This window comes from Streptomyces sp. NBC_00510 (assembly GCA_036013505.1).
Classification (GTDB): Bacteria; Actinomycetota; Actinomycetes; order Streptomycetales; family Streptomycetaceae; genus Actinacidiphila.
Window position 1 is genome coordinate 4,078,596 of record CP107851.1, and the last position, 26,393, is coordinate 4,104,988.

Annotated in this window: 24 protein-coding genes; 16 read left to right on the top strand and 8 right to left on the bottom strand. The window is 71.7% G+C overall.

The genetic code is table 11. From position 1 onward, the window contains the following. Positions 1 to 74 precede the first annotated feature (74 nt). Positions 75 to 314, top strand: coding sequence for an exodeoxyribonuclease VII small subunit (locus tag OG937_18000; GenBank protein ID WUD73439.1), 240 nt, complete (start codon positions 75 to 77; stop codon positions 312 to 314). Between the two features lie 141 nt (positions 315 to 455). Continuing rightward, on the top strand, positions 456 to 1,049 hold the full coding sequence (locus tag OG937_18005) for a malonic semialdehyde reductase (GenBank protein WUD73440.1): 594 nt from the start codon (positions 456 to 458) through the stop codon (positions 1,047 to 1,049). A gap of 69 nt (positions 1,050 to 1,118) precedes the next feature. On the opposite strand, the gene OG937_18010 is transcribed toward OG937_18005, so the two are convergent. After that, positions 1,119 to 1,655 carry a DUF4245 domain-containing protein gene (locus tag OG937_18010; GenBank protein ID WUD73441.1) on the bottom strand — a complete coding sequence of 179 codons (537 nt, stop codon included), beginning with the start codon at positions 1,653 to 1,655 and terminating at the stop codon, positions 1,119 to 1,121. Between the two features lie 161 nt (positions 1,656 to 1,816). Here OG937_18010 and glpX point away from each other — a divergent pair, with 161 nt between their 5' ends. Continuing rightward, the gene (gene glpX / locus OG937_18015) at positions 1,817 to 2,860 is read left to right on the top strand and encodes a class II fructose-bisphosphatase (protein WUD73442.1); all 1,044 of its coding nucleotides are present in this window, start codon (positions 1,817 to 1,819) and stop codon (positions 2,858 to 2,860) included. A gap of 80 nt (positions 2,861 to 2,940) precedes the next feature. Here glpX and OG937_18020 read toward each other — a convergent pair whose 3' ends face one another. Both OG937_18020 and OG937_18025 read right to left on the bottom strand, forming a co-directional pair. Next, positions 2,941 to 3,282 (bottom strand): WhiB family transcriptional regulator, encoded by a 342-nt coding sequence (locus OG937_18020; protein ID WUD78796.1) that lies wholly within the window; start codon positions 3,280 to 3,282, stop codon positions 2,941 to 2,943. A 255-nt stretch (positions 3,283 to 3,537) separates the two neighbouring features. Continuing rightward, positions 3,538 to 4,215, bottom strand: coding sequence for a DUF1707 domain-containing protein (locus tag OG937_18025; GenBank protein ID WUD73443.1), 678 nt, complete (start codon positions 4,213 to 4,215; stop codon positions 3,538 to 3,540). Between the two features lie 130 nt (positions 4,216 to 4,345). On the opposite strand from OG937_18025, the gene OG937_18030 reads away from it, so the two are divergent. The 10 genes from OG937_18030 (at position 4,346) to OG937_18075 (ending at position 17,690) form a co-directional block, all read left to right on the top strand. Then, positions 4,346 to 6,004, top strand: a complete 1,659-nt coding sequence (locus OG937_18030) for a fumarate hydratase (GenBank protein WUD73444.1) — start codon at positions 4,346 to 4,348, stop codon at positions 6,002 to 6,004. Positions 6,005 to 6,196: 192 nt separating this feature from the next. Continuing rightward, positions 6,197 to 7,606 (top strand): class II fumarate hydratase, encoded by a 1,410-nt coding sequence (locus OG937_18035; GenBank protein WUD73445.1) that lies wholly within the window; start codon positions 6,197 to 6,199, stop codon positions 7,604 to 7,606. A gap of 102 nt (positions 7,607 to 7,708) precedes the next feature. Further along, a complete protein-coding gene (locus OG937_18040) occupies positions 7,709 to 8,392 on the top strand; it encodes a DUF402 domain-containing protein (protein WUD73446.1) in 684 nt (227 codons plus the stop codon). Positions 8,393 to 8,519: 127 nt separating this feature from the next. After that, positions 8,520 to 9,206 carry a class I SAM-dependent methyltransferase gene (locus OG937_18045; GenBank protein WUD73447.1) on the top strand — a complete coding sequence of 229 codons (687 nt, stop codon included), beginning with the start codon at positions 8,520 to 8,522 and terminating at the stop codon, positions 9,204 to 9,206. 59 nt (positions 9,207 to 9,265) lie between these two features. Continuing rightward, positions 9,266 to 11,866: a SpoIIE family protein phosphatase gene (locus OG937_18050; GenBank protein WUD73448.1), complete on the top strand. Its 2,601-nt coding sequence runs from the start codon at positions 9,266 to 9,268 to the stop codon at positions 11,864 to 11,866. Between the two features lie 162 nt (positions 11,867 to 12,028). Continuing rightward, the gene (locus tag OG937_18055) at positions 12,029 to 13,477 is read left to right on the top strand and encodes a catalase (protein ID WUD73449.1); all 1,449 of its coding nucleotides are present in this window, start codon (positions 12,029 to 12,031) and stop codon (positions 13,475 to 13,477) included. Positions 13,478 to 13,591: 114 nt separating this feature from the next. Next, positions 13,592 to 14,029, top strand: a complete 438-nt coding sequence (locus OG937_18060) for a hypothetical protein (GenBank protein WUD73450.1) — start codon at positions 13,592 to 13,594, stop codon at positions 14,027 to 14,029. A 69-nt stretch (positions 14,030 to 14,098) separates the two neighbouring features. Next, positions 14,099 to 14,623 carry a PadR family transcriptional regulator gene (locus OG937_18065; protein ID WUD73451.1) on the top strand — a complete coding sequence of 175 codons (525 nt, stop codon included), beginning with the start codon at positions 14,099 to 14,101 and terminating at the stop codon, positions 14,621 to 14,623. Between the two features lie 17 nt (positions 14,624 to 14,640). Then, on the top strand, positions 14,641 to 15,306 hold the full coding sequence (locus OG937_18070; GenBank protein WUD78797.1) for an ABC transporter ATP-binding protein: 666 nt from the start codon (positions 14,641 to 14,643) through the stop codon (positions 15,304 to 15,306). Next, on the top strand, positions 15,303 to 17,690 hold the full coding sequence (locus OG937_18075) for an ABC transporter permease (protein ID WUD73452.1): 2,388 nt from the start codon (positions 15,303 to 15,305) through the stop codon (positions 17,688 to 17,690). The genes OG937_18070 and OG937_18075 overlap by 4 nt, the downstream gene beginning before the upstream one ends. Positions 17,691 to 17,709: 19 nt before the next feature. Here OG937_18075 and OG937_18080 read toward each other — a convergent pair whose 3' ends face one another. Then, positions 17,710 to 18,612, bottom strand: coding sequence for a LysR substrate-binding domain-containing protein (locus OG937_18080; protein WUD73453.1), 903 nt, complete (start codon positions 18,610 to 18,612; stop codon positions 17,710 to 17,712). A 307-nt stretch (positions 18,613 to 18,919) separates the two neighbouring features. Between OG937_18080 and OG937_18085 the strand changes: the two genes are divergently transcribed. Together OG937_18085 and OG937_18090 are read left to right on the top strand one after the other, a co-directional pair. After that, positions 18,920 to 19,474, top strand: a complete 555-nt coding sequence (locus tag OG937_18085; GenBank protein WUD73454.1) for a peroxiredoxin — start codon at positions 18,920 to 18,922, stop codon at positions 19,472 to 19,474. Between the two features lie 2 nt (positions 19,475 to 19,476). Beyond that, on the top strand, positions 19,477 to 20,013 hold the full coding sequence (locus tag OG937_18090; protein WUD73455.1) for an alkyl hydroperoxide reductase: 537 nt from the start codon (positions 19,477 to 19,479) through the stop codon (positions 20,011 to 20,013). A gap of 184 nt (positions 20,014 to 20,197) precedes the next feature. On the opposite strand, the gene OG937_18095 is transcribed toward OG937_18090, so the two are convergent. The 4 genes from OG937_18095 to OG937_18110 form a co-directional block, all read right to left on the bottom strand. Beyond that, positions 20,198 to 21,517, bottom strand: coding sequence for an AI-2E family transporter (locus OG937_18095; protein WUD73456.1), 1,320 nt, complete (start codon positions 21,515 to 21,517; stop codon positions 20,198 to 20,200). Between the two features lie 112 nt (positions 21,518 to 21,629). After that, the gene (locus OG937_18100; protein ID WUD73457.1) at positions 21,630 to 22,298 is read right to left on the bottom strand and encodes a lytic transglycosylase domain-containing protein; all 669 of its coding nucleotides are present in this window, start codon (positions 22,296 to 22,298) and stop codon (positions 21,630 to 21,632) included. 397 nt (positions 22,299 to 22,695) lie between these two features. Continuing rightward, on the bottom strand, positions 22,696 to 24,015 hold the full coding sequence (locus OG937_18105) for a PhoH family protein (protein ID WUD73458.1): 1,320 nt from the start codon (positions 24,013 to 24,015) through the stop codon (positions 22,696 to 22,698). A gap of 438 nt (positions 24,016 to 24,453) precedes the next feature. Next, positions 24,454 to 25,227, bottom strand: a complete 774-nt coding sequence (locus OG937_18110) for an isoprenyl transferase (protein WUD73459.1) — start codon at positions 25,225 to 25,227, stop codon at positions 24,454 to 24,456. A gap of 110 nt (positions 25,228 to 25,337) precedes the next feature. Between OG937_18110 and mgrA the strand changes: the two genes are divergently transcribed. After that, on the top strand, positions 25,338 to 26,378 hold the full coding sequence (gene mgrA / locus OG937_18115; protein WUD73460.1) for an L-glyceraldehyde 3-phosphate reductase: 1,041 nt from the start codon (positions 25,338 to 25,340) through the stop codon (positions 26,376 to 26,378). Positions 26,379 to 26,393: the final 15 nt, after the last annotated feature.

Consider the following 26,393-nt stretch of genomic DNA (forward strand, 5'->3'; position numbering starts at 1 on the left):
CGCCGGAGCGCCGGTCCCGGGCCGGCCGCCGCGCGTCCGGCCGCCGTGTCGGAGGGCGGCCCTAGGCTGGTGCCATGGCAGATCAGGACACGCTGGGGTACGAGCAGGCCCGCGACGAGCTCGTCGACGTCGTTCGCCGTCTGGAGGCCGGCGGCTCCACGCTCGAGGAGTCCCTCGCCCTGTGGGAGCGGGGGGAGCAGCTCGCCAAGGTGTGCCGCGACTGGCTGGAGGGCGCCCGCGCCCGGCTGGACGCGGCCCTGGCGGAGGAGTCCGGCGCCGCCGGGCAGGGACCGGAGGCCGCGGAGGAGGGATGACCGGGTGAGCGGGGCGCGGGCGGCGTGAGCCGCTTCACGTCGTAATAGTTGAAAGTTCAGTTGAAAATTCATCTATGCTGACGGGAGTGTCCCGACGCGCCCCTCCCCAGGGCGCGGTTCCACATCCCCACAGAGGTACCGATGACCCTCCAGCTCGACACCGCCGCCCAGAACCTCCTCTTCCTCGATGCGCGCACCGCCAACGCCTTCACCGACGAACCGGTGACCGACGAGCAGGTCCAGGCCGTGTACGACCTGGTCAAGTACGCCCCGACCGCCTACAACCAGCAGCCGCTGCGCGTCGTGCTGGTGCGCTCCCCCGAGGCCCGCGAGCGTCTGGTGGGCCACATGAACGAGGGCAACCGGGCGAAGACCGCCACGGCGCCGCTGGTCGCGGTCCTGGCCGCCGACAACGAGTTCCACGAGGAGCTGCCGGTCCAGTTCCCGTCCTTCCCGCAGGCCAAGGAGGTGCTCTTCGCCGAGCGCCCGGTGCGTGAGGCGTCCGCCGGCTTCAACGCCGCCCTGCAGGTCGGCTACTTCATCCTGGGCGTGCGCGCCGCGGGCCTGGCCGCCGGACCGATGACCGGCTACAACGCCGACGCCATCGACAAGGACTTCTTCCCCGACGGCGACCACTCCGTGCTGGCCGTGGTCAACATCGGCAAGCCGGGCGAGAACGCCTGGCGCGAGCGCGGGCCGCGCCTGGCCTACGACGAGGTCGTCACCACCGTCTGACGACGACCGCCCCTCACGTCACCGCCGCCGGCAGGGCCGGCGGCGGTGAGGTGGTTCAGGGTTCAGGGCTCAGCCCTGCCGGCCGCCCCGCTCTTCGAGCGCGGCGGCCAGTTCCGCGAGCCGGGCCATCGGGGCCGTGCCGGTGACCATCGTGGTCACCCCGCCCTCCTCGCGCACCAGCGCGTCGTACTTGTGGCCCTCGTAGCGCTGCCAGGTCTCACCGCCGACGGTGCGGGTACCCACCCGCTTCGCCTCGTGGCTCTTCTGCGCGACGAACTTCTCCGCGGCCTCGTTGCTCTGCTCGACGGCCGCGTACTCGTTCTTCGGGTCGACGAAGCCCAGGTGCCACCGCACCGCCCGCGGGTCGGTGGACTCGTACGTCACCGAGGTCGCCCGCCAGTCCTCGCCGAGCCCCACCGGGGCCGCCACCTGGTACGGGGCGTCGCGCCGTGCCTGGTCGAGCTCGACCCGGTAGCCGACCACCTTGACGGGGTCGTGGTTCTCGTCGTGCGGGATGAAGAGCCAGATGCCCCCGGCGACGACGCCGATCGCCGCCATCGAGAGCACCATGTCCCGCAGTGTTTCCGTGCCGCGCTTCTTTGCCACGCCCCCTATGGTCCACCATGCCCCGGACCGTCCGTCCGCCCGGGGTCGCACCCGGCGGAATTCCGCTCATGTGACAGGTGCCCTGCTCATCCTGGCGGGGTCCGGATAAGGTCGTAACACCCTCTTATCCCGGCCGTCCTCGTACAGAAAGGTGCGCTGTGATGACCGAGCAGCACGAAAACCACAACCTGCCGCCGCAACTCGAGGTGAATCCCGAGGCTCCCGACCGCAACCTCGCCCTGGAACTCGTCCGGGTCACCGAGGCCGCCGCCATGGCGGCCGGCCGCTGGGTCGGACGCGGCGACAAGAACGGCGCGGACGGCGCCGCCGTCAAGGCCATGCGCACCCTCGTCTCCACCGTGTCGATGAACGGCGTCGTCGTCATCGGCGAGGGCGAGAAGGACGAGGCCCCGATGCTCTTCAACGGGGAGCGCATCGGCGACGGGAACGGCGCGGAGTGCGACATCGCCGTGGACCCGATCGACGGCACCACCCTGACCGCCAAGGGCATGCCCAACGCCATCGCGGTGCTCGCCGCCGCGGACCGTGGCGCGATGTACGACCCCTCGGCCGTCTTCTACATGGACAAACTGGTCACCGGCCCCGAGGCCGCCGACTACGTCGACATCACCGCCCCGCCCTCGGTCAACATCCGCCGGGTCGCCAAGGCGAAGGGCAGCGCCCCCGAGGACGTCACGGTCGTCATCCTCGACCGCCCCCGCCACGAGGGCATCGTCAAGGAGATCCGGGAGACCGGCGCGCGGATCAAGTTCATCTCCGACGGCGACGTGGCCGGCGCGATCATGGCCGTCCGCGAGGGCACCGGCGTCGACATGCTGATGGGCGTCGGTGGCACGCCCGAGGGCATCATCGCGGCCTGCGCGATCAAGTGCCTGGGCGGCACCATCCAGGGCCGGCTGTGGCCGAAGGACGAGGCGGAGAAGCAGCGCGCCCTGGACGCGGGCCACGACCTGGAGCGGATCCTGCACACGGACGACCTGGTCGAGGGCGACAACGTCTTCTTCGTCGCCACCGGCATCACCGACGGCGAGCTGCTGCGCGGGGTGCGGTACCGCGCCGAGACCGCGATCACCCAGTCGCTGGTCATGCGCTCGAAGTCCGGCACGATCCGCCAGATCGACTCCACGCACCGGCTGTCGAAGCTGCGCGCCTACAGCACCATCGACTTCGACCGCGCGCGCTGAGCCGCCGCGGCAGCCGCCGCGCACCGGCACACGAGAACCGGGACCCCGCCGTATCGGCGGGGTCCCGGCCCTTTCGTCGTTCAGCCGGCCGCGGCGATCTGCGTCCCGGGCCGCTGCAGCTCCGCCTCACGGCGGCGGCGCCGGGCCAGTACGACCCTGCGCTCCGCGGCGGTCATCCCGCCCCACACGCCGTAGGGCTCCGGCTGGAGCAGCGCGTGCTCGCGGCACTCCAGCATCACCGGGCAGCGCGCGCACACCCGCTTGGCGGCCTCCTCCCGGGACAGCCGCGCCGCGGTCGGCTCCTTCGAAGGCGCGAAGAACAGACCCGCCTCGTCACTGCGGCACGCCGCCTCCGAGTGCCATGGGCCGCCCAGGTCCCGGGGGTGACTCAGGGAGGACCTGGAGGCTGCCGGGGGCTCGATCGGTTGAAGCACGGGATACTCCTGACGACGGCTCGGCTTGGTGTCACCCTTGCCCGTCGCTGCGGTGCCGGTGCGTCTCCACGGGTCTGTCGGCGTGAGGAGGGCTGCGGCGAGCGACGTGTCCCCTTGCCCTACCCGCTGTGCGCGCGTTCATGCGCACCGTGTCGGGGCCGCCGCCCGGGCCACGCCTCCATAGCACCGGGACCACGCTCCGCCGACCCCCTTGCACGGCACGGGAGTTGACCCGCGCCGCGGTCAGCCGTCGAGTTCGGCGGGGCCGAGCCCCTTCTTCTTCACACGCTTGCCCCGGCGCGGCTTGGCCTCGACGCCGCCCCAGAAGGCGAAGCCCTGCACCTTGATGACCGGGGCGTGCGGGTCGGGCGACTCGTACGCCTTCACGTCGGAGCCGCCCATGATGCCCACAACGCCGCCGCCGTGCAGGGTCACGTTCTCGGGGACCTTGATCTCGATGCCGCCCATGATGGCCGTGCAGTTGATGACGAGCTCGGGGCTGGTGAAGGTGGCCTCGGTGAGGTCGATGACGACGCCGCCCATGATGGCGACGGCGTTGATCTTCGAGCCGACCCGCCAGCGCCCCTTGCGCTCGGCACCGCCGAGGATGCCGATCAGGTTGGGGTTCTCGCCGGAGCCGTCCGGCACCCAGTGGTGCGCCCCCGGCGACGGGGCGGGTGCGCTCGTCGTGCGTCCCGCGGGGAGGTCGCGGACGTACGGCTCCAGTTCGCCGACGGTCTTGGCCGCGTAGACCCCGTCGAGCCGCTCGGAGTGCTCCTCGGTGGTCAGACGACCCTCCGCGAGGGCATCGCGAAGGATGTCCGCCACCCGGTCGCGGTCCGCGTCGGACGCACGGATATCGGCTTCGGCGACGGGGCGCACGGGGTGCTGTTCACGCTTCTGGAGCGACGACTCATCCACCCGACTACCGTACACAAACGCGATAGATCGCGACTAGGGCCGGTGAGGGTCACCTCACACATCCGGTACCCCGCGCACGTTCTACGCTTGTTGGGCTTCTATGACGCAGCGCCAGTGAGGATGTCCATAAATGCCCGAGTTTGCCTATACCGACTTGCTCCCCCTCGGTGAGGACACCACTCCGTACCGTCTGGTCACCTCCGAGGGCGTCAGCACCTTCGAGGCCGACGGCCGGACCTTCCTCAAGGTGGAGCCGGAGGCGCTGCGCAAGCTCGCCGCCGAGGCGATGCACGACATCTCCCACTACCTGCGTCCGGCGCACCTCGCCCAGCTGCGCCGGATCCTCGACGACCCCGAGGCGTCCCCCAACGACCGCTTCGTCGCCCTGGACCTGCTGAAGAACGCCAACATCGCCGCGGCCGGCGTCCTGCCGATGTGCCAGGACACGGGCACCGCGATCGTGATGGGCAAGCGCGGCCAGAACGTGCTCACGCAGGGCGGTGACGAGGCGGCCCTGTCGCACGGCATCTTCGACGCCTACACCAAGCTCAACCTGCGCTACTCCCAGATGGCCCCGCTGACCATGTGGGAGGAGAAGAACACCGGCTCCAACCTGCCCGCGCAGATCGAGCTGTACGCGACCGACGGCGGCGCGTACAAGTTCCTCTTCATGGCCAAGGGCGGCGGCTCGGCCAACAAGTCCTTCCTCTACCAGGAGACCAAGGCGGTCCTGAACGAGGCCTCCATGATGAGGTTCCTGGAGGAGAAGATCCGTTCGCTCGGCACGGCCGCGTGCCCGCCGTACCACCTGGCGATCGTGGTCGGCGGCACCTCCGCGGAGTTCGCGCTGAAGACCGCGAAGTACGCCTCCGCGCACTACCTGGACGAGCTGCCGGCCGAGGGTTCGCCGACCGGCCACGGTTTCCGGGACAAGGAGCTGGAGGAGAAGGTCTTCGAGCTCACCCAGAAGATCGGCATCGGCGCGCAGTTCGGCGGCAAGTACTTCTGCCACGACGTGCGCGTGGTGCGGCTGCCCCGGCACGGCGCCTCCCTGCCGGTCGCCATCGCCGTGTCCTGCTCCGCCGACCGCCAGGCCGTCGCGAAGATCACCGCCGAGGGCGTCTTCCTGGAGCAGCTGGAGACCGACCCCGCGAAGTACCTGCCGGAGACCACCGACGAGCACCTGTCGGACGAGGACGTCGTGCGCGTCGACCTCAACCGGCCGATGGACGAGGTGCTGGCGGAGCTGTCCAAGTACCCGGTCAAGACCCGGCTGTCGCTGACCGGCCCGCTGGTCGTCGCCCGCGACATCGCGCACGCCAAGATCAAGGAGCGGCTGGACGCGGGCGAGGAGATGCCGCAGTACCTGCGCGACCACCCGGTCTACTACGCGGGCCCGGCCAAGACCCCGCAGGGCTACGCCTCCGGCTCCTTCGGCCCGACCACGGCCGGCCGCATGGACTCCTACGTCGAGCAGTTCCAGGCGGCGGGCGGCTCCAAGGTCATGCTCGCCAAGGGCAACCGCTCGAAGCAGGTGACCGACGCGTGCGCCGCGCACGGCGGCTTCTACCTGGGCTCGATCGGCGGCCCGGCGGCGCGCCTGGCCCAGGACTGCATCAAGAAGGTCGAGGTCGTCGAGTACGCCGAGCTCGGCATGGAAGCGGTCTGGAAGATCGAGGTCGAGGACTTCCCGGCCTTCATCGTCGTCGACGACAAGGGCAACGACTTCTTCACGGACCCGGCGCCCGCGCCGACGTTCACCGGCATCCCGGTGCGCCCGGGGGCGTGACCCGTCCGGGACGGCCCGGCACCGCGTGCGCGGTGCCGGGCCGCCTTGTTCCTCGGTCCGTGCGGGCCGCCTTCCGGGGGGGCCGCCGGGGGGAATGAAACGTCCCGCGCCGCTGTCCTACCGAGGGGTTCGGGTTCTACTGGGAGGTACCCGGTACGCCCGACGATGTCCGCGATGGAAGGAATTCCGGCCATGCCCGAGCAGGACGCAGGGGACGAGCGCGAGTACCGCGTCGAGCACGACTCGATGGGCGAGGTGCGCGTCCCGGCCCACGCCAAGTGGCGCGCGCAGACCCAGCGCGCGGTGGAGAACTTCCCCATCAGCGGACGCGGGCTGGAGCGGTCCCACATCGAGGCGCTCGCCCGGATCAAGGCGGCCGCGGCCAAGGTCAACGCGGAGCTGGGCGTCCTGGACAAGGACGTGTCGGAGGCGATCCAGGAGGCCGCCGCCGAGGTGGCCGGGGGGCGCTGGGACGGGCACTTCCCGATCGACGTCTTCCAGACCGGTTCCGGCACCTCGTCCAACATGAACGCCAACGAGGTCATCGCGACCCTGGCGAGCGAGCGGCTCGGCCGCGACGTGCACCCCAACGACCACGTCAACGCCAGCCAGTCCTCCAACGACGTCTTCCCCTCCTCCCTGCACATCGCCGCGACCGCCGCGGTGACCGGCGACCTGATCCCGGCGCTGGAGCACCTGGCGGCGTCGCTGGAGCGCAAGGCCGCGGAGTTCGCGGACGTCGTGAAGTCCGGCCGTACGCATCTGATGGACGCCACGCCGGTGACCCTGGGCCAGGAGTTCGGCGGCTACGCGGCCCAGGTCCGCTACGGGGTGGAGCGGCTGCTGGCGTCGCTGCCCCGGCTGGCGGAGCTGCCGCTGGGCGGCACCGCGGTCGGCACGGGGATCAACACCCCGCCCGGCTTCTCGGCGGCGGTGATCGCCGAGGTGGCGCGGACGACCGGGCTGCCGCTGACCGAGGCGCGGGACCACTTCGAGGCGCAGGGCGCCCGCGACGGGGTCGTGGAGACCTCCGGGCAGCTGCGCACGATCGCCGTGGGCCTGACCAAGATCGCGAACGACCTGCGCTGGATGGGCTCCGGCCCCCGCACCGGTCTCGCCGAGATCGCCCTGCCGGACCTGCAGCCCGGTTCGTCGATCATGCCGGGCAAGGTGAACCCGGTGATCCCCGAGGCGGTGCTGATGGTGGCCGCGCAGGTCATCGGCAACGACGTGACGATCACCACGGCCGGCGCCGCGGGCAACTTCGAGCTGAACGTGATGCTCCCGGTGATCGCCAGGAACGTCCTGGAGTCGGTGCGGCTGCTCGCCAACGTCTCCCGGCTGCTGGCCGACCGCACGGTCGACGGGATCACGGCGAACGTGGAGCGCGCCCGTGAGTACGCGGAGTCCTCGCCGTCGGTCGTGACCCCGCTCAACAAGTACATCGGCTACGAGGAGGCGGCCAAGGTCGCCAAGCGGTCGCTGGCCGAGCGGAAGACCATCCGCGAGGTGGTCCTGGAGTCCGGCTACGTCGAGCGCGGGCTGCTCACCCTGGAGCAGCTGGACGAGGCGCTGGACGTGCTGCGGATGACCCGGCCCTGACGGCGCGCCGCGCCGTCGTCCCGGCCGTCCCCGGTGCCCGGCGTGACGAACGCTCGGCTCAAGGGTGACGCCCCCGTAACACGGGGTCCGTAAGATCCGTTCATGACAGCGGACATCCTTCTTCCCCGTGGAGCGGGCCAGGACGGCGGCGCGGGCCACTGGGCCCCCGGCGAGCAGGTGCTGTGGCGCTACCGCGGCAACGGCAGCGACGCGGTGCACATCTGCCGTCCGGTGACCGTGGTGCGCGACGACCCGGAGCTGCTGGCGGTGTGGATGGCGCCGGGCACCGAGTGCGTCAAGCCGGTCCTGGCGGACGGCTCGCCGATCCATCACGAGCCGCTGGAGACCCGCTACCTCAAGCCGCGCACGACCTGCGTCGACCGCTGGTGGGGCGCGGGCGTGCTGAAGCTGGCGCGCCCGGACGAGCCCTGGTCGGTGTGGCTGTTCTGGGAACAGGGCTGGCGCTTCAAGAACTGGTACGTGAACCTCGAGGAGCCGCGGCACCGCTGGCCGGGCGGGGTCGACTCCGAGGACCACTTCCTGGACATCCACGTCACCCCGGACCGGGGCTGGCAGTGGCGGGACGAGGACGAGTTCGCGCAGGCCCAGGCCGCCGGCCTGATGACGGCGGTCACGGCGGAGCGGGTACGGGAGGCCGGCCGCCGGGCGGTCGAGGCGATCGGCGCCTGGGGGCACCCCTTCCGGGACGGCTGGGAGCACTGGCGTCCGAATCCGGCGTGGCCGGTACCGGCCCTTCCGGTTGACTGGGATCGTCCGGCAAGGTGACCGCGTGAGCGGCTTGCCGGGGACCCCTGCCCCAATCATAAGATCGTGGCCCATAGTGCTGCACAAAACACAGGCTCACACTAGAGTTTGACGCTATGTCACCAAGGTCATACGGGAGGCCCGGGCTGTGGGAGTCGGCGGCTACGAGGACATACAGCTGGACCGCACCGGCCAGGCCGAGGGGTTCGACGCCATAGGTGACCGCTACGACGAGGCCTTCCCGCACAAGGAGGGCCAGGTCGCCGCGGGCGAGTGGCTCCTGGCCCAGCTCCCGGCGGGCTCCCGCGTCCTGGACCTCGGCTGCGGCACGGGGCTGCCGACCTGCCGTCAGCTGGTCGAGGCCGGACACGAGGTGACGGGTGTGGACCTCTCCGCGGGGATGCTCTCGCTCGCCCGCCGGCACGTGCCCCGGGCGACCTTCCTCCAGGCCGACATCGCCGACCTGCGGGCCGGTGGCCGCCACGGACCCGACGGCCCGGGGGACCCGGGCCGCTTCGACGCCGCCGTGGCCTTCTTCTCGCTGCTGATGCTGCCTCGGGCGGAGATCCCGCTGGCCCTGCGCAGCGTCCACGACCTCCTCCTCCCGGGCGGGATGTTCACCCTTTCGATGGTGGAAGCCGACGTGGATGACTTCGCGATTCCGTTCCTTGGTAACACCATCCGGGTATCGGGTTATCTACGGGATGAATTGCGCCAGGTGGTGTCCGACGCGGGATTCACGGTCCTTAAGGAGGATTCGTACGCGTACGCGCCGCACACGACCGAAGTGCCGCCGGAGGAGCAGCTCTTCCTGCACTGCCGACGACCCGCCTGACGCGGCCGCCCCGCCACGTGCCCGGCACGTGACGCACCCGACCGGATGGAACGACCAGCGTGAGCACGGAGCGCATTTCTGAGCAGGCCGCCGTCCAGGGGACGACGGCCGGCCCGGCACGTCCGGGTGACACCGAACCGGTACCGGATCCACGGGCCGGCTTCCGGCTGCCCGCGGACCCCGCGCCGGGCGGCGAGCCGGGCGCGTCCACGGCCGGGGCGCCGGCCCCCGGGCGGTCCCCGGACCCGTCCGCGGCGGGCGACCGCCCGCGCCGGGGCCGCCGGAGCGGCGGCGCCAAGCGCGGCGCGGCCGCCGGCGGGGCCGGCGATCCCGGCGGCACGGCCATGCCGCCGGCGGAACGTCAGACCCCCTCCGATCCCCCCGCGTCGGCCCCCGCCCCCGCCAAGCCCGGCCGTGGCGGCCGGCGTGCGCGCGGCGGACGCACCGCGCGGCAGTCCTCCGAGGTGCGGGACCGTCAGGCCGCCCGGGTGGTCGCAGGCGAGGGGGTGGCCACCGTCCAGCACATGGCCGCCGCCCCCGCGGACGGCGCCCGCGGACGGCAGACCGTACGGCTGCGCTCCGCCGACGCCCCCGGCGGCGCCCCGGCCACCGGTCCGTCCTTCGACGGCTCCGCGGGCCGGGACCGGCGGGCCGCCACCGCCATGGCCGCTCCCGTGGAGCCCGGCCGCCGGGCCACGGCGGGCGGCGGGACCCCGGGCGTCCCGGGTGTCCCCGGTCCGACGCAGCCGGAGGGCGGCGAGCCGCGCACCCGGCAGCGGACCCCCGACACGACGCTGCCCACGTCCCGGACGACGGGCCGGCAGGGCGGCCGCGGGGGCCACGCGGGCGGGCACCCCGTCGACGAGGACTCCACCGGCGGCCAGCCGCTGAAGAAGATCGGCCCGCAGAACCGCGGCCGGGCGGGGCAGGCGGAGACCGAGCGGCTGCGCTACGTCGGCGCGGCCACCCGCCGCATCGCCCGCGGCCTGGACCTGGACGAGATCGTGCTGGGCCTGTGCCGCTCCGCGGTGCCCGCCTTCGCCGACGCGATCCTGGTCTACCTGCGCGACCCGCTGCCGGTGGGCGACGAGCGCCCCTCCGGCCCGCTGGTCCTGCGGCTGCGGCGCACCGACCGCGTGCCGGACGAGAACGCCCCGGAGCCGGTGGAGGGCCTGCTCATGCCGGTCGTCCCCTCCACGGAGGGCGCGTACGGCGCTGCCGCCGAGGTCGTGACCGTCCCCATGGACGGCGCCCTGGCCGAGGTGCTGCGCGGGGTGCGCCCGGTGTTCTCCGACAGCGCGCAGGCCACGGCGGCCCTCCACGAGCTGGTCGGGGGCTGCCGGCAGGCGGAGTTCGGCGAGACGTTAGACCTGCCGACCGGACGCCGGGCCATCCTGGCACCGCTGCGCGGCCGCCGCCGGGTGATCGGCGCGACCGTGCTGCTGCGCCGTCCCGAGCGGGCCCCGTTCGACCCGGACGACCTGCTGATCGCGGCCCAGCTGGCCACCCACACGGCGCTCGGCGTGGACAAGGCGGTCCTCTACGACCGCGAGGCGTCCATCGCCGACTCCCTGCAGCGCGAGATGCTGCCGGACTCCCTGCCGGAGCCCACCGGGGTCCGGCTGGCCAGCCGCTACCTCCCCGCCGCCGAGTCGGCCCGGGTCGGCGGCGACTGGTACGACGCGATCCCGCTGCCCGGCAGCCGGGTGGCGCTGGTGGTCGGCGACGTCATGGGCCACTCCATGACCTCGGCGGCGATCATGGGCCAGCTGCGGACGACCGTGCAGACCCTGGCGGGCCTGGACCTGTCGCCGCAGGAGGTGCTCTACCACCTGGACGAGCAGGCCCAGCGGCTCGGCCAGGACCGCATGGCCACCTGCATCTACGCGGTCTACGACCCGATAGCGCACCGGGTGACGATCGCCAACGCCGGCCACCCGCCGCCGGTGCTGCTGCACGCCAGCGGCCTGGCCGAGGTGCTGCGCGTGCCTCCGGGCGCGCCGATCGGCGTGGGCGGCGTGCCCTTCGAGGCGGTGGAGCTGCCCGCCCCGGCCGGGGCCACGCTGCTGCTGTACACCGACGGCCTGGTGGAGTCCCGCACCCGTGACGTGTGGGGCGGCATCGAGATGCTGCGCGAGCGGCTGCACACGGCGTCGGCGGTGCTGTGCCCGCCGCCGCTGGAGCCGCTGTGCGACGAGGTGCTGGAGATCGTCGGCCCGGGCGACCGGGACGACGACATCGCGCTGCTGGCCGCCCGCTTCGACGGCATCGCGCCGCGCGACGTCGCCTACTGGTTCCTGGAGCCGCGGCCGCAGACGGCCGGCCGGGCCCGGCGGCTGGTGCGGCAGGCACTCAGCCGCTGGAACCTGGAGCCGCTGGCCGAGGCGACCGAGCTGCTGGTCAGCGAGGTGGTCACCAATGCGGTGCGGTACGCGGAGCGGCCGATCACGCTGCGGCTGCTCCGTACCGACGTGCTGCGCTGCGAGGTGGGCGACGACGCCCCGACGCTGCCGCGGATGCGCCACGCGCAGCCGCAGGACGAGGGCGGGCGCGGGCTGTACCTCGTCAACCGGATGGCGCAGCGCTGGGGAGCGACCCGGCTGAGCGCCGGGAAGGTGGTCTGGTTCGAAATGGGCATTCCGGGCGGTGTCGACCGGTAGACACTCCGTATCGGTACACGTTTTATTTTTGGACATTGTCCAGATCCATGACGTGAAGTCATTGCCCGGCGTGCCGAGCCGGTGATTCAGTGTTTGTGTGGTCGTTAGCGACCAGGAGCCCCCGACGGACTCTTCCGAAGATCGACGGGAGGACACACTCACATGAGCACCCCCTACACCACCAACAACGCCGGGATCCCGGTGGAGAGCGACGCGCACTCGCTCACGGTGGGCTCGGACGGCCCCATCCTCCTCCAGGACCACTACCTGATCGAGAAGATGGCGCAGTTCAACCGCGAACGGGTACCGGAGCGTGTGGTGCACGCCAAGGGCTCGGGCGCGTACGGCGTCTTCGAGGTGACGAACGACGTCAGCCAGTTCACCAAGGCCGACCTCTTCCAGCCGGGACGCCGCACGGAGATGCTGGCCCGCTTCTCGACGGTCGCCGGCGAGCTGGGCAGCCCCGACACCTGGCGCGACCCACGCGGTTTCGCCCTGAAGTTCTACACCGAGTACGGCAACTACGACATGGTCGGCAACAACACGCCGGTCTTCTTCGTGCGCGACCCGATGAAGTTCCAGGACTTCATCCGCAGCCAGAAGCGCCGCCGTGACAGCTCACTGCGCGACAACAACATGCAGTGGGACTTCTGGACGCTGTCCCCGGAGTCGGCGCACATGGTCACCTGGCTGATGGGCGACCGCGGCGTGCCCAAGTCGTACCGCCACATGAACGGCTACAGCTCCCACACCTACATGTGGGTCAACGGCGGCGGCGAGCGGTTCTGGGTCAAGTACCACTTCAAGACCGACCAGGGGATCGACTTCCTCACCCAGGAGGAGGCCGACCACTACGCGGGCGCCGACGGCGATCTGCACCGCCGTGACCTGTACCAGGCCATCGAACGCGGCGAGCATCCCTCGTGGACGCTGTACATGCAGATCATGCCGTTCGACGACGCGGCGGACTACCGGTTCAACCCCTTCGACCTCACCAAGGTGTGGCCGCACGGCGACTACCCGCTGGTCGAGGTCGGCCGGATGACCCTGAACAAGAACCCCGAGGACTACTTCATCCACATCGAGCAGGCCGCCTTCGAGCCCAGCAACATGGTGCCCGGCATCGGCCCCTCGCCGGACAAGATGCTCCTCGGCCGGCTCTTCTCGTACGCCGACACCCACCGCTACCGGATCGGCCCCAACTACGCGCAGCTGCCGCCAAACCGGGCCCACACCGAGGTGCGCTCGTACGCCAAGGACGGGCCGATGCGCTACGAGCCCTCGCGCACCGCCGCGCCGTACGCGCCGAACTCCTTCGGCGGGCCCGAGGCCGACATCCGGCGCTTCGGCGACCCGGCCGGCTGGGAGGTGGCGGGCAACATGGTGCACGAGCCGTACAAGCTGCACCGCGAGGACGACGACTTCGGCCAGCCCGGGACGATGGTCCGCCAGGTCCTGGACGACGCCGCCCGCGACCGGCTGGTCTCCAACGTGTCGGGCCACCTGAAGAACGGGGTCAGCGCCCCCGTCCTGGCCCGCGCGGTCGAGTACTGGCGCAACATCGACAAGGAGGTCGGCGACCGCATCGCCGCCAACGTCAACGGCCTGTGAGCCGGACCTCCCCACGGCCGCAGCCCCGGTGCACGTGATGTCCGTCCGTGCCCCGGGGCTGCATCGCGTCCGGCCGGAACGGAACCGGGCGGGCCCCGCGCGCATCCCATCGGCATGAGGACGAGACGGTGGGCGAGGGCGGGGGCCGTCATACCCCTGGTGACGGCGGTGGGCTGCGGGGTCCTGGGGGCGGACGGCCCCGACTGCACCGACATCGGAGCGGAGTCGGGGGTGCGGCTCGTGTTCGACACGGAGCCCGGCACGACCTACCGGCTGTGCGCCGGCGCGGTGTGCTCGCGGAGCGGAACGGGCGACGGGCAGGAGATGCTGCTCGCCCTGGACCTGCCCGAAGCGACCGGGCCGAAGCGGGTCACGGTGCGCTTCACCGGCACCGCGCAGAATGCCCCGGGGACCGCGACCAAGCCCGCGGTGGACGAGCGCATCGACGTCACGCTCAAGAAGTGGCAGCCGAACGGCCCGCGCTGCGAGCCCACCGCCTATCAGGCCCATCTCGGGTACGAACCGGGAAAGGGCCTGTTCAGGATGGGTTAGGTCACCGGCTCGCCACTATGCATGAGGTCTATACACCGTAGGTATACGCGTCGTGTAGAGTCCTCGGTCATGAGCATCGGCCACACCCTGCTCGGACTCCTGGAGTCCGGCCCGCGCCACGGATACGACCTGAAGCGGGCATTCGACAACAAGTTCGGCCACGACCGCCCGCTGCACTACGGCCAGGTCTACTCGACGATGGCGCGGCTGCTGAAGAACGGGCTGGTCGAGGTCGACGGCATCGAGCCCGGCGGCGGCCCGGAACGCAAGCGGTACGCGATCACCGAGGCCGGGATCACCGACGTCGAGAAGTGGCTCGGGCAGCCGGAGAAGCCCGAGCCCTACCTGCAGAACACCCTCTACACCAAGGTCGTCCTCGCGCTGCTCACCGGGCGCAGCGCCGCCGGCCTCCTCGACACCCAGAGGTCCGAGCATCTGCGGCTGATGCGGGAACTGACCGGACGCAAGCGGCACGGCGACTTCGCGGACCAGCTCATCTGCGACCACGCCCTGTTTCACCTGGAGGCGGACCTGCGGTGGCTGGAGCTCACCGCCGCCCGCCTCGACCTACTCGCGGCGGAGGTAGCCGAGTGAGCACCACGGAGAACCTGATGGAGGCCGTCGACCTGCACAAGGCGTACGGCCCGACCCCGGCCCTGGACGGCGCGGAGTTCGCGATACGCGCCGGGGAGGTCGTCGCCGTCATGGGGCCGTCCGGCTCCGGCAAGTCGACGCTGCTGCACTGCCTGGCCGGCATCGTCCGGCCGGACTCGGGCAGCGTGCTGTACCGGGGACGGGACCTGACCGCCATGAGCGACGCCGAGCGCAGCGCGCTGCGCCGCGGCGAGTTCGGCTTCGTCTTCCAGTTCGGCCAGCTCGTCCCGGAGCTGACCTGTGTGGAGAACGTGGCCCTGCCGCTGCGGCTGAACGGCACCCGGCGCAAGGAGGCCGAGGCGCGCGCCAAGGAGTGGCTGGCCCGGCTGGAGGTCGACGACCTGGCGGGCAAGCGCCCCGGCGAGATCTCCGGCGGCCAGGGCCAGCGGGTCGCCGTGGCCAGGGCACTGGTCACCGGCCCGCGGGTGGTCTTCGCCGACGAGCCGACCGGCGCCCTGGACTCCCTCAACGGCGAGCGGGTGATGCGCATGCTGACCGACGCCGCCCGTGACACCGACGCCGCCGTCGTCCTCGTCACGCACGAGGCGCGGGTGGCCGCCTACTCCGACCGCGAGGTCGTCGTCCGTGACGGCAAGTCGCGCGACATGGAGAGGGTGGCATGAGCACCGCCCACCCGCCTCCGAACGGCGGCCTCGCCGGCTGGGTCCGTGATCTGGGCCTGGGCGTCCGCTTCGCGGCGACCGGCGGCCGCGAGGGCTGGACCCGCACCCTGCTCACCGCGGTCGGCGTCGGCCTCGGCGTCGCGCTGCTGCTGGTGGCGGCCGCCGTGCCCGCCATGCTGGGCGCCCGGGCCGACCGGGGCTACGACCGGGACTACTCCTGGTTCAACGACCAGCCCAAGCAGTCCGCCACCACGGTGCTGCGCGAACAGGCCGACACCCGTTTCCGCGACGACTCCATCCGGGGTCTGCTGCTCAAGGCCGACGGCGACCGGCCGGTGCTGCCGCCGGGCCTCGACGCGATGCCCGCGCCCGGCGAGATGGTGGTCTCCCCCGCGCTGAAGAAGCTGCTCGACCAGCCCGGCAGCAAGCTGCTGCGGGAACGGCTGGACTACCGCATCTCCGGCGTCATCGGCGACGAGGGCCTGCTCGGACCGGCCGAGCTGGCCTACTACGCGGGCAGCGACAAGCTCGTCGCCCGCAACGAGGACGGTTCCGTCGGGAACGCCACCCGCATCCCGTACTTCGGACGCGGCACCGTCAAACCCGAGCCGCTGGGCGGGGTGCTGAGCCTGCTGGTCGTCATCATCGTCGTCGTCCTGCTGATGCCCGTGGCCGTCTTCATCGGCACCGCCGTCCGCTTCGGCGGCGAACGCCGCGACCGGCGGCTGGCCGCGCTGCGGCTGGTCGGCGCCGACAGCCGGATGACCCGGCGGGTCGCGGCCGGCGAGGCGCTCTTCGGCTCCCTGCTCGGACTCGTCGTGGGCACCGGGATCTTCCTGTGGGCCCGGCAGTTCTCGCCCGATGTGACGCTGTACGACATCAGCCTCTTCCCGTCCGACATCACGCCCGGTCCCGGGCTGGCCGCGCTGGTGGCGGTGGCGGTTCCGGGGTCGGCGGTCGCGGTCACCCTGCTGGCGATGCGCGGAATCGCCGTCGAGCCGCTCGGCGTGGTGCGCAAGGCCACCGCGCAGAAGCGACGGCTGTGGTGGCGGCTGCTGATCCCGCTGGCCGGCCTCGCACTGCTGGTTCCGCTGTTCGGGAGCATCTCCCAGAACTCCTCGGTCAATCCCTACCAGGTGACGGCCGGTGTGGTCCTGCTGCTGGTCGGTCTCACCGCCGTGCTGCCCTGGCTGGTCGAGTCGGTCGTCGGGCGCTTCCACGGCGGGTCGCTGCCCTGGCAGCTGGCCACGCGCCGCATCCAGCTCGACAGCAGCGCCGCCGCCCGCATGGTCAGCGGGGTCACCGTCGCCGTGGCGGGGGCGATCGCCCTCCAGTCGCTCTTCACCGGGGTGCAGGGCGACTTCGTCACGGAGACCGGCCAGGACCCGGACCGCGCCCAGCTCAGCATCTCGCAGAACGTCGGCAGCGGGGCGGAAGCGCAGCGCGTGGAGAAGGCCTTCGCCGACACCCCGGGCGTCCGGACGGTACTCGGCGTCGTCCAGGGCAACAGCGTCCAGGGGAACGCCTCGACGCTGAAGTCCGAGGACATCCGGTACGCGCCCCTGGTCGTGGGCGACTGCGCAACGCTGCGCGAGCTCGCCGAGGTCGGAGCCGGCTGCGCCGACGGCGACGTGTTCCTGGTGTCCGACCCCGAAGGCTACGACGGCATGAGCTTCATCAAGCCGGGCGGCACGCTCGATCTGAACACGCCGGTCACGGACAAGTACACCGGCACGCGCCAGCCGTGGCGGATCCCGGCCGACGCCCGCCCGGCGAAGTCCCGCGTGGCGCCGGACGGGAACCAGGAGTGGGGCGTGCTGGCCACCCCCGCCGCCTTGGACGTGGCGGCACTGCGCACGCCCGCCGTCCGGCTCATGCTGAGGACCGACCCGGGCTCGCCGGACGCCGTCGAGCACGCCCGCAACACCGCCGCGCGCATCGACCCCACGCTCACGGTCTACCAGTTGCAGGCGACCAGCGAGGACCGCAAGTTCGCGACGATCCGGCGCGGGCTGTTCATCGGCGCCACGGCCACCCTCGCTCTGATCGGCGCGAGCTTGCTGGTCTCCATGCTGGAGCAACTGCGCGAGCGCAGGAAGCTGCTGGCCGTCCTGGTCGCCTTCGGCACCCGGCGGTCCGTGCTCGGTCTGTCGGTGCTCTGGCAGACGGCGCTGCCGGTCGCCCTGGGGCTCGCCCTCGCGGTCGTCGGCGGTGCGGGACTCGCCGCGGCCCTGCGGAAGATGGTGGGCCTGGGCCCGCATGTCGACTGGGCAAGCGTGGGCGCCATGACCGGCGCCGGTGCGGGAGTGGTCATCCTGGTCACGGCGCTGAGCCTGCCGCCGTTGTGGCGGATGATGCGTCCGGACGGTCTGCGGACGGAGTGACGCCGGCGGCCCCCGGCCGTCAGCGGGCGAACCGTACCGGCAGCGGTGCCAGGGCACCGCGCAGCGCGGAGGCGAAGGCCTCGAACTCCTCCGCGCGCGCGGTGCCCGCGCGCATCGCCAGCGCGATGCGCCGTGACGGCGCCGGGTCGGCGAAGTACCCCGTGGCGAGGTCCGCGCTGCGTCCGGTCTCCACCGGGACCGCCGTCCTCGGCAGCAGCGTCACCCCGAGCCCGCCGGCCACCAGCTGCACCAGTGTGGACAGCCCCGCCGCGGTCGTGGTGGCGGTCGCCCCCTCGGTGCGGCCCGCCTCCCGGCAGACGTCCAGCGCCTGGTCGCGCAGGCAGTGCCCCTCCTCCAGCAGCAGCAGGTCCAGCTGCCGCAGGGCCTCGCGGGGGATGTCCATCCGTCCGGCCAGCCAGTGGTCGCGCGGGGTGACCAGGACGAAGTCCTCGTCGAAGAGGGGCAGTTCGGCGACGGCGGGGACACCGAGCGGTACGGCGAGGAGCAGCAGGTCCAGCCGGCCCGCCGTGAGTCCCTCCAGCAGCGAGGACGTCTGCTCCTCGTGCACCTGCAGGTCGAGCTCCGGGTACGTGTCGTGCGCCAGCCGCAGCACGGTCGGCAGCAGATAGGGCGCCACCGTCGGGATCACCCCGAGCCGCAGCACCCCCGTGAAGGGCGCGCGCGCCGCCTCCGCCTCGTCGAGGAGGTCGCCGACCGCTCCCAGCACCGCCCGCGCCCGGACCGCGACGCGCTCCCCCGCCGAGGTCAGCAGCACCTTGCGGGTCGTGCGCTCCACGAGCACCACCCCGAGCGCCTCCTCCAGCGCGGCGACCGCCCCGGACAGCGCCGGCTGGCTCGTGCCTATCGCCGCGGCCGCGTCCCTGAAGTGGAGGTGCTCGGCAACGGCCGCGAAAGCCCGCAACTGGGACAGGCTCGGCTGGCGCTGGCTGCCGCGCTGACTACTGATAACCGCCTCCGATCAACGACCTCCAGTCTAGTTGCGTACACGATCAATGACCGCCGGGCCCGGGCGGCTGCCCGCCCCCTGTGGCGTCGGTCACTCTGCGCAGCGGCTCGTCAGAACCTCACTCGTCGATAAGGGGTTCCGATCAATGCGACCCGCCGGGGCGATTTCACTGATCAATGGGCTCATGGCAGGGTGAGCGGGACCCATCGAGGGACCGTGCGGCCACCCCGCGCCCGGGTCCCGACCCTCCCTAGGAGTGCGTGTGCTCACCGTCGGTGACAAGTTCCCCCTGTTCGAACTGACCGCCTGTGTGGACCTCGACCCCGAGAAGGCCTTCGCCCAGATCGACCACAAGTCGTACGAGGGCAAGTGGAAGGTCTACTTCGCGTGGCCGAAGGACTTCACCTTCGTCTGCCCGACGGAGATCGCTGCGTTCGGCAAGCTGAACGACGAGTTCGCCGACCGTGACGCGCAGATCCTCGGCTTCTCCGTCGACTCCGAGTTCGTGCACCACGCCTGGCGCAAGGACCACGACGACCTGCGCGACCTGCCCTTCCCGATGCTGTCGGACATCAAGCGCGAGCTGTGCACCGACCTCGGTATCCTCGGCGAGGACGGCGTCGCCCAGCGCGCCACCTTCATCGTCGACCCGAACAACGAGATCCAGTTCGTCATGGTGACCGCCGGTTCCGTGGGCCGTAACCCCAAGGAGGTCCTGCGGGTCCTCGACGCGCTGCAGACGGACGAGCTGTGCCCCTGCAACTGGAAGAAGGGCGACGAGACCCTCGACGTCGTCAAGCTGCTGGCCGGTGAGTGACCGTGGCGCTCGATGAGCTGAAGTCCGCGCTGCCGGACTACGCCAAGGACCTCAAGCTCAACCTGGGCTCCGTGATCGGCAACTCCGAGCTCCCCCAGCAGCAGCTGTGGGGCACGGTGCTGGCCACCGCCATCGCCTCGCGCTCGGCCGTCGTGCTGCGCGCGCTGGAGCCCGAGGCCCGCGAGAACCTCTCGCCGGAGGCGTACCAGGCCGCCAAGGCCGCCGCCGCCATCATGGCGATGAACAACGTCTACTACCGGACCCGGCACCTGCTGTCGGACCCGGAGTACGGCAACCTGCGGGCCGGTCTGCGGATGAACGTCATCGGCAACCCGGGCGTCGACAAGACCGACTTCGAGCTCTGGTCGCTGGCGGTCTCGGCGATCAACGGCTGCGGGATGTGCCTCGACTCGCACGAGCAGGTGCTGCGCAAGGCGGGCGTCGAGCGCGAGACGGTCCAGGAGGCCTTCAAGATCGCCGCCGTCGTGCAGGCGGTCGCGGCGACGCTGGACGCCGAGGCGGTCCTCGCCGGCGCGTGACGCGTGTTCCTGCGGGCCCGGCCACCCTTCGGGGGGCCGGGCCCTTCGGCCGCCCCGCGTCAGGCCGGCCGCGTGAACTCCACCGTGCCCCGGGGCGGTCCGCCGGCGGCGCCGCGGTGGACGCACGGGCACACACGCGCGCGGCCGCCCCGAGGGGCGGCCGCGGCACCGGGTGGTCACACCGTCAGACGGTCTCCCCCGGCGTGGCGTCGGGGAGTCCCCGCGCGCCGACCGGCGCCACCTCGGCGGCCGTCGCGCCGTGCGGCGCGGGCTCGTCGGCCATCGCCGCCTCCCGGGAGTGGGCCCGCAGGTAGCCGACCACGGTGTTGGTCACCGCGACCAGCGGTACGGCCACGACCGCCCCGCCGATGCCCGCGACGAGCGAACCGGCCGCCACCGACAGGATCACGCCGAGCGGATGCACCCGCACCGCCCGGCCCAGGATGAACGGCTGCAGGATGTGGCCCTCGATCTGCTGCACCAGCAGGACCACCACCAGCACCATCAGCGCCGTGAACGGACCTTCCGTCACCAGCGCCACCACCATCGCGATGACGCCCGAGGCGACCGCGCCGACCAGTGGGACGAACGCGGCGAGGAAGATGATGACGGCCAGCGGCACCGCCATCGGCACCCCGAGGACGAAGATGCCGATGCCGATGAAGATGGCGTCGATCAGGGCCACTATCACCGTGCCGCGCACGTAGAGGGTGAGCGTGCGCCAGGCGCGCGGCCCCGCGCCGCCGAGCCCGTCGCGGGCGTCCACGGGGAAGAGCTTGAGGAACCAGTTCCAGATGTTCCGGCCGTCGTAGAGCAGGAAGAGCGTGCTGAACATCGCCAGCAGGATGCCGGTGAGCATCTCCACGACGACGGTGACGCCCTGCAGCCCGGCGTCGGTCAGCGCCTTGGAGTTGGTGCCGATCGCCTCCTGGAGGTTCTTGGCGATCTGGTTGATCTGGTCCTCGGTCACGTGGAACGGGCTGTTGAGCAGCCAGCGCTTCAGTTCGGTGATGCCGTCCTGGAGGCTGTTGGAGAGGTTGTCGACGTTCTCCATGACCTGCCAGACCACGAACCAGCCGACCAGGCCCATCATCACGAAGCCGCTGATGAAGACGATGGCCGTGGCGAACCCGCGCGGCACCCCCAGCCGCTTCAGCCGGCCCACGAAGGGCTGCAGCAGCGCGGTGATCAGCAGCGCGGCGACGAAGGAGAGGACGACCAGCTGTATGGTGCCGATCACCCGCATCAGCACCCAGACGGTGCCGGCCAGCACCAGCAGCCGCCAGCCGAGTTCGGCCGCGACCCGCATGCTCCACGGCACCCGGGCGACCGGGTCGCCGGGGCCGGAGGCGCGCGGCGGGTACCGGCGCGCGGTCTGCTCCTCCTGACGGCGGGACTCCTCGCGGGCGCCCTCGGCCGCGGCCCGGCGCTGTTCTTCCAGCCTCCCGGCGAGCTTGGCGAGCTCCGCCGCCAGCCCGGAGCCCCATTGGCGCTTCTCCGACATCGCTTCCCCTGTCCCCCGCCCCCCGGCCTGTCCGTCCGCACCACCGTACGCGCAACGAGCCCCCGATCCCTCAAGGGGTCGGGGGCTCGTCGGCGATTTGTGGATGTACGGCCTAGTACCAGTGGTTGGCCTGCCAGAACGACCAGGCACCGCAGGGGCTGCCGTACCGGCTGTTCATGTAGTTGAGGCCCCACTTGATCTGGGTACCGGGGTTGGTGCGCCAGTCGGCGCCCGCGGAGGCCATCTTGGAGCCGGGCAGGGCCTGGACGAGGCCGTAGGCGCCGGAAGAGGCGTTCGTCGCGGTGTAGTTCCAGCCGCTCTCACGGGTGACGATGTTGGAGAAGCACTGGTATTGGGAGGCGTCGCCTATGAGGCCCTGGGCCATGGCCTGGACTTCGGAGACCGTGTACGAGGCCTTCACGACCAGCGCGGCGCGCTCCGCGGCGCGGGAGGCCTCCTTGGCCTTGCGGTCGGCCTCGGCCTTCTCCTCCGCCTTCTTGCGGGCGGAGGCGTCCTTGGCGGCCTGCTTGCGCGCTGCCTCCTCGGCGGCCTTCTTCGCACCGGCGTCGGCGGCGTCGGACTGCGCCTGCACCTGCTGCGTGAGGGAAGCCTGCTGAACCTGCTGCCCAGCGGGTATGTCCGCGAGGACGGTGGTCGCATCGGCGGCGGCGACGGGCTGTACGACACCCTCGCTGCCGGAGGCGACACCGACGACGGCGCCCACAGTGGTGACCGCAGTGGCCGAAGCCACCGCGAATCCCCGGACCGAGATCCGGCTCACACGGTTTCCTTCCAGCGTCGCCCGCTTGGTGACCTCGCGGACGCGATCGTGCCCCTCCGCACTGGCTTCCTGCTGCACCGGTCACAGAAGCACTGGCCCGGTGCGGCTCCCCCGACGGGGCGGGAGTGCGCTGATTCAGTTCGGGCGGCCCACGGCGAACGCTGTTCAGTTCTGAGGTTCCGTACGTTTACGGGTACGGGTGTGCCGAGGGCGGGGGCCTGACAGAACCGACAGCCTGCCGTAGGCGGACGCGTCCACGCAATTCCCCGTTGCGTGTCAAAGCTCACACGCCACGTGGGCCACGGAAATTTCCGTTACGCATCCGTAGCCTCCGCACACAGCGCTAGGCTGCTGCGCCCTCGCGGCGCAGCAGCCTAGCGGACCGCCAACTCGCCTGTTACGCCCGCCCGTCCTCCAGCATCTCCGTCACGAGCGCGGCGATCGGCGAGCGCTCGGAACGGGTCAGGGTGATGTGCGCGAACAGCGGGTGGCCCTTGAGCTTCTCGACGACGGCGACCACTCCGTCGTACCGACCCACCCTCAGGTTGTCGCGCTGGGCGACGTCATGAGTCAGGACAACCCTGGAATTCTGCCCGATACGGGACAACACGGTCAGCAGGACGTTGCGCTCCAGGGACTGCGCCTCGTCGACGATCACGAAGGCGTCGTGCAGGGAGCGGCCCCGGATGTGCGTGAGGGGCAGGACCTCCAGCATGCCGCGCGCCACGACCTCCTCGATGACCTCCTTCGACGTCACCGCGCCCAGGGTGTCGAAGACCGCCTGGGCCCACGGGCTCATCTTCTCCGCCTCGGTGCCCGGCAGGTAGCCGAGCTCCTGACCGCCCACGGCGTACAGCGGCCGGAAGACCATGACCTTCTGGTGCTGCTGACGCTCCAGCACCGCCTCCAGCCCCGCGCACAGCGCCAGCGCCGACTTGCCGGTGCCGGCCCGGCCGCCCATCGACACGATGCCGACGTCCGGGTCGAGCAGCAGGTCCAGCGCGATCCGCTGCTCGGCGCTGCGGCCGTGGATGCCGAAGGCCTCCCGGTCGCCGCGCACCAGCCGGACCCGGCCGTCGGCCGTGACCCGGCCGAGCGCCTTGCCGCGGTCCGACTGCAGCACCAGACCGGTGTGCACCGGAAGCCCGGCCGCGTCGGGCACGTCGACCGTCTCCTCCTGGAAGAGGTCGTCCACCTCCTGGGCCGAGACCTGCAGCTCGTGCATCCCCGTCCACCCGGAGGTGATCGCGAGCTCGGCCCGGTACTCCTCGGCCAGCAGGCCGACGGAGGAGGCCTTGACGCGCAGCGGCAGGTCCTTGGAGACGACGGTGACGTCGTACCCCTCGGCCTGGAGGTTCCGGGCCACCGCGAGGATCCGCGAGTCGTTGTCGCCCAGGCGGAACCCCGCGGGCAGCACGCCCGGGTCCGAGTGGTTCAGCTCGACGCGCAGGGTGCCGCCCAGCTCGCCGATCGGGATGGGTGCGTCCAGCCGCCCGTACCGGATCCGGTACTCGTCGAGCAGCCGCAACGCCTGGCGGGCGAAGTAGCCGAGCTCGGGGTGGTGGCGCTTGGCTTCCAACTCGGTCACCACCACGACCGGCAGGACCACCTCGTGCTCGTCGAAGCGGAGGAGGGCATGCGGGTCGGCAAGCAGCACGCTGGTGTCGAGTACGTAAGTGCGCCGGTCGTGCTCACGGCGATTCTTGCTGGTCACCACGTGTGGACGAACCCCCTCGGAAGAGGTCGGGGTGCGACGGCGTCGCGCGGGACAGGGCCGGGACCGACCAGGAGGGCCGGACCGCGGCCCTTCGAGTCGACGCGGTCAATGCCGTCCGAGTCAAGGGTTGACAACGGCACGTCCGTGAGCAAGGGGCCTCCCGGGCGGACGGGCCAGGTGCCGTCCGCTTCTGTCCGACATCCATGGGCCGGATGTCGGTCTGACGGGTCTATTCCCTCGAAAGTGGAGGCCTATGCGACTGCATATGACAGGTGTTGGCCCGGGCCCTACCCTTGCCGCCCCGCCGCCCGATGTTCGCGCCCCCGTCGCCGGGACGTAATCCGGCCACCGCCCCTTCGGCCGTTCGCCGCAACCCCGGTGTGGCGCATCTCTCCTCGGCAGGGCCGTTCGGGTGACCCCGGGAGCCGGGGTCCGCCCTCAGGCCCCGTAGCGCCGGTGCCGCGCCGCGTAATCACGCAACGCCCGCAGGAAGTCCACCCTGCGGAACGCCGGCCAGAACACCTCGCAGAAGTAGTACTCCGAATGCGCGCTCTGCCAGAGCATGAAGCCCGACAGGCGCTGCTCGCCGGAGGTGCGGATGACGAGGTCGGGGTCGGGCTGGCCGCGGGTGTAGAGGTGCTCCGCGATGTGGTCGATGTCGAGGATCTCCGCGAGGTCCTCGATGGAGGTGCCGCGGCCGGCGTGCTCGTGGAGGAGGGAGCGGACCGCGTCGGCGATCTCCTGGCGGCCGCCGTAGCCCACGGCGACGTTGACGAGTATGCCCTCGACGCCCTCCGTGGCCTGCTCGGCCTCCTTGAGGACCGACTGGGTGCGGGCGGGCAGCAGGTCCTTCGCACCGACGTGGTGGACGCGCCAGCGGCCGGTCGCGGCGAGCCCGCGGACCGCGTCCTCGATGATGCCGAGCAGCGGGACGAGTTCCTCCGCCGGGCGGTCCAGGTTGTCCGTGGAGAGCAGCCAGAGCGTGACGACCTCGACGCCGGTCTCCTCCGACCAGCCGAGGACCTCTGTGATCTTGTCCGCGCCGGCCCGGTGGCCCTGCTCGGTCGTCCGCGCGGCGGCCTTGGCCCAGCGGCGGTTGCCGTCGAGGATGACGCCGATGTGCTTGGGGCCCTGCGACAGGTCGAGCCGGCGCTCCACACGGTGGGCGTACAGGTCGGTCAACCTGAGACGTACCAGGTCGCGCAGATTCATTGGCGGGCCCCTCCTGCGGTCGTCACCCCTTCGCCACCCTACTGCGCCTCCCCTCGGGCCGCCGAACCGGGTGCGGGGCTGTGGACCACCGTCGTGATAGGACCGCTTCTGTGGATATTCGTTCTCTCTACCGCGCCGCCGACGAGCGCTACGACGCGATGGCGTACCGCCGTACCGGCCGCAGCGGCCTCAAGCTCCCCGAGATCTCCCTCGGGCTCTGGCACAACTTCGGCGACGACCGCACGCTCGACTCGCAGCGCGCCATCCTGCGCCGCGCCTTCGACCTCGGCGTCACGCACTTCGACCTGGCCAACAACTACGGCCCGCCCTACGGCTCCGCCGAGAGCAACTTCGGGACCGTCCTCGCCCAGGACTTCCGGCCCTACCGCGACGAACTGGTCATCTCGACCAAGGCGGGGTACGACATGTGGCCCGGCCCGTACGGCGAGTGGGGCAGCCGGAAGTACCTGCTCTCCTCGCTGGACCAGTCCCTGAACCGGATGGGCCTGGACTACGTCGACATCTTCTACTCGCACCGGTTCGACCCCGACACGCCGCTGGAGGAGACGATGGGCGCCCTCGCGTCCGCCGTCCAGCAGGGCAAGGCGCTCTACGTCGGCATCTCCTCCTACAGCGCGCAGCGCACCCGCGAGGCCGCCGCGCTGCTGCGCCAGATGGGCGTCCCGGCGCTGATCCACCAGCCCTCGTACTCCATGATCAACCGCTGGGTCGAGGACGACGGTCTCCTGGACGTCCTGGACGAGGAGGGCATGGGCTGCATCCCCTTCGTCCCCCTGGCCCAGGGCCTGCTGACGGACAAGTACCTGAACGGCATCCCCGAGGGTTCCCGGGCCGCCCAGGGCAAGTCCCTCGACCCCACCCTGATCACCGACGAGGTCGTGCGGCGGCTGCGCGGCCTCAACGGCATCGCCGCCCGGCGCGGTCAGTCCCTGGCGCAGCTCGCGCTGAGCTGGGTGCTGCGCGACAAGCGGATCACCTCGGCGCTCATCGGGGCGTCGAGCGTCGCCCAGCTGGAGGCCAACGTCGCGGCGGTGGGCGCCGCCCCGCTGACGGCCGAGGATCTCGCCGAGATCGACGAGTTCGCCCTCGAGTCGGGCGTCAACCTCTGGTCCCGCAGCAGCGACGCGTGACGTCGGCGGGCGCCC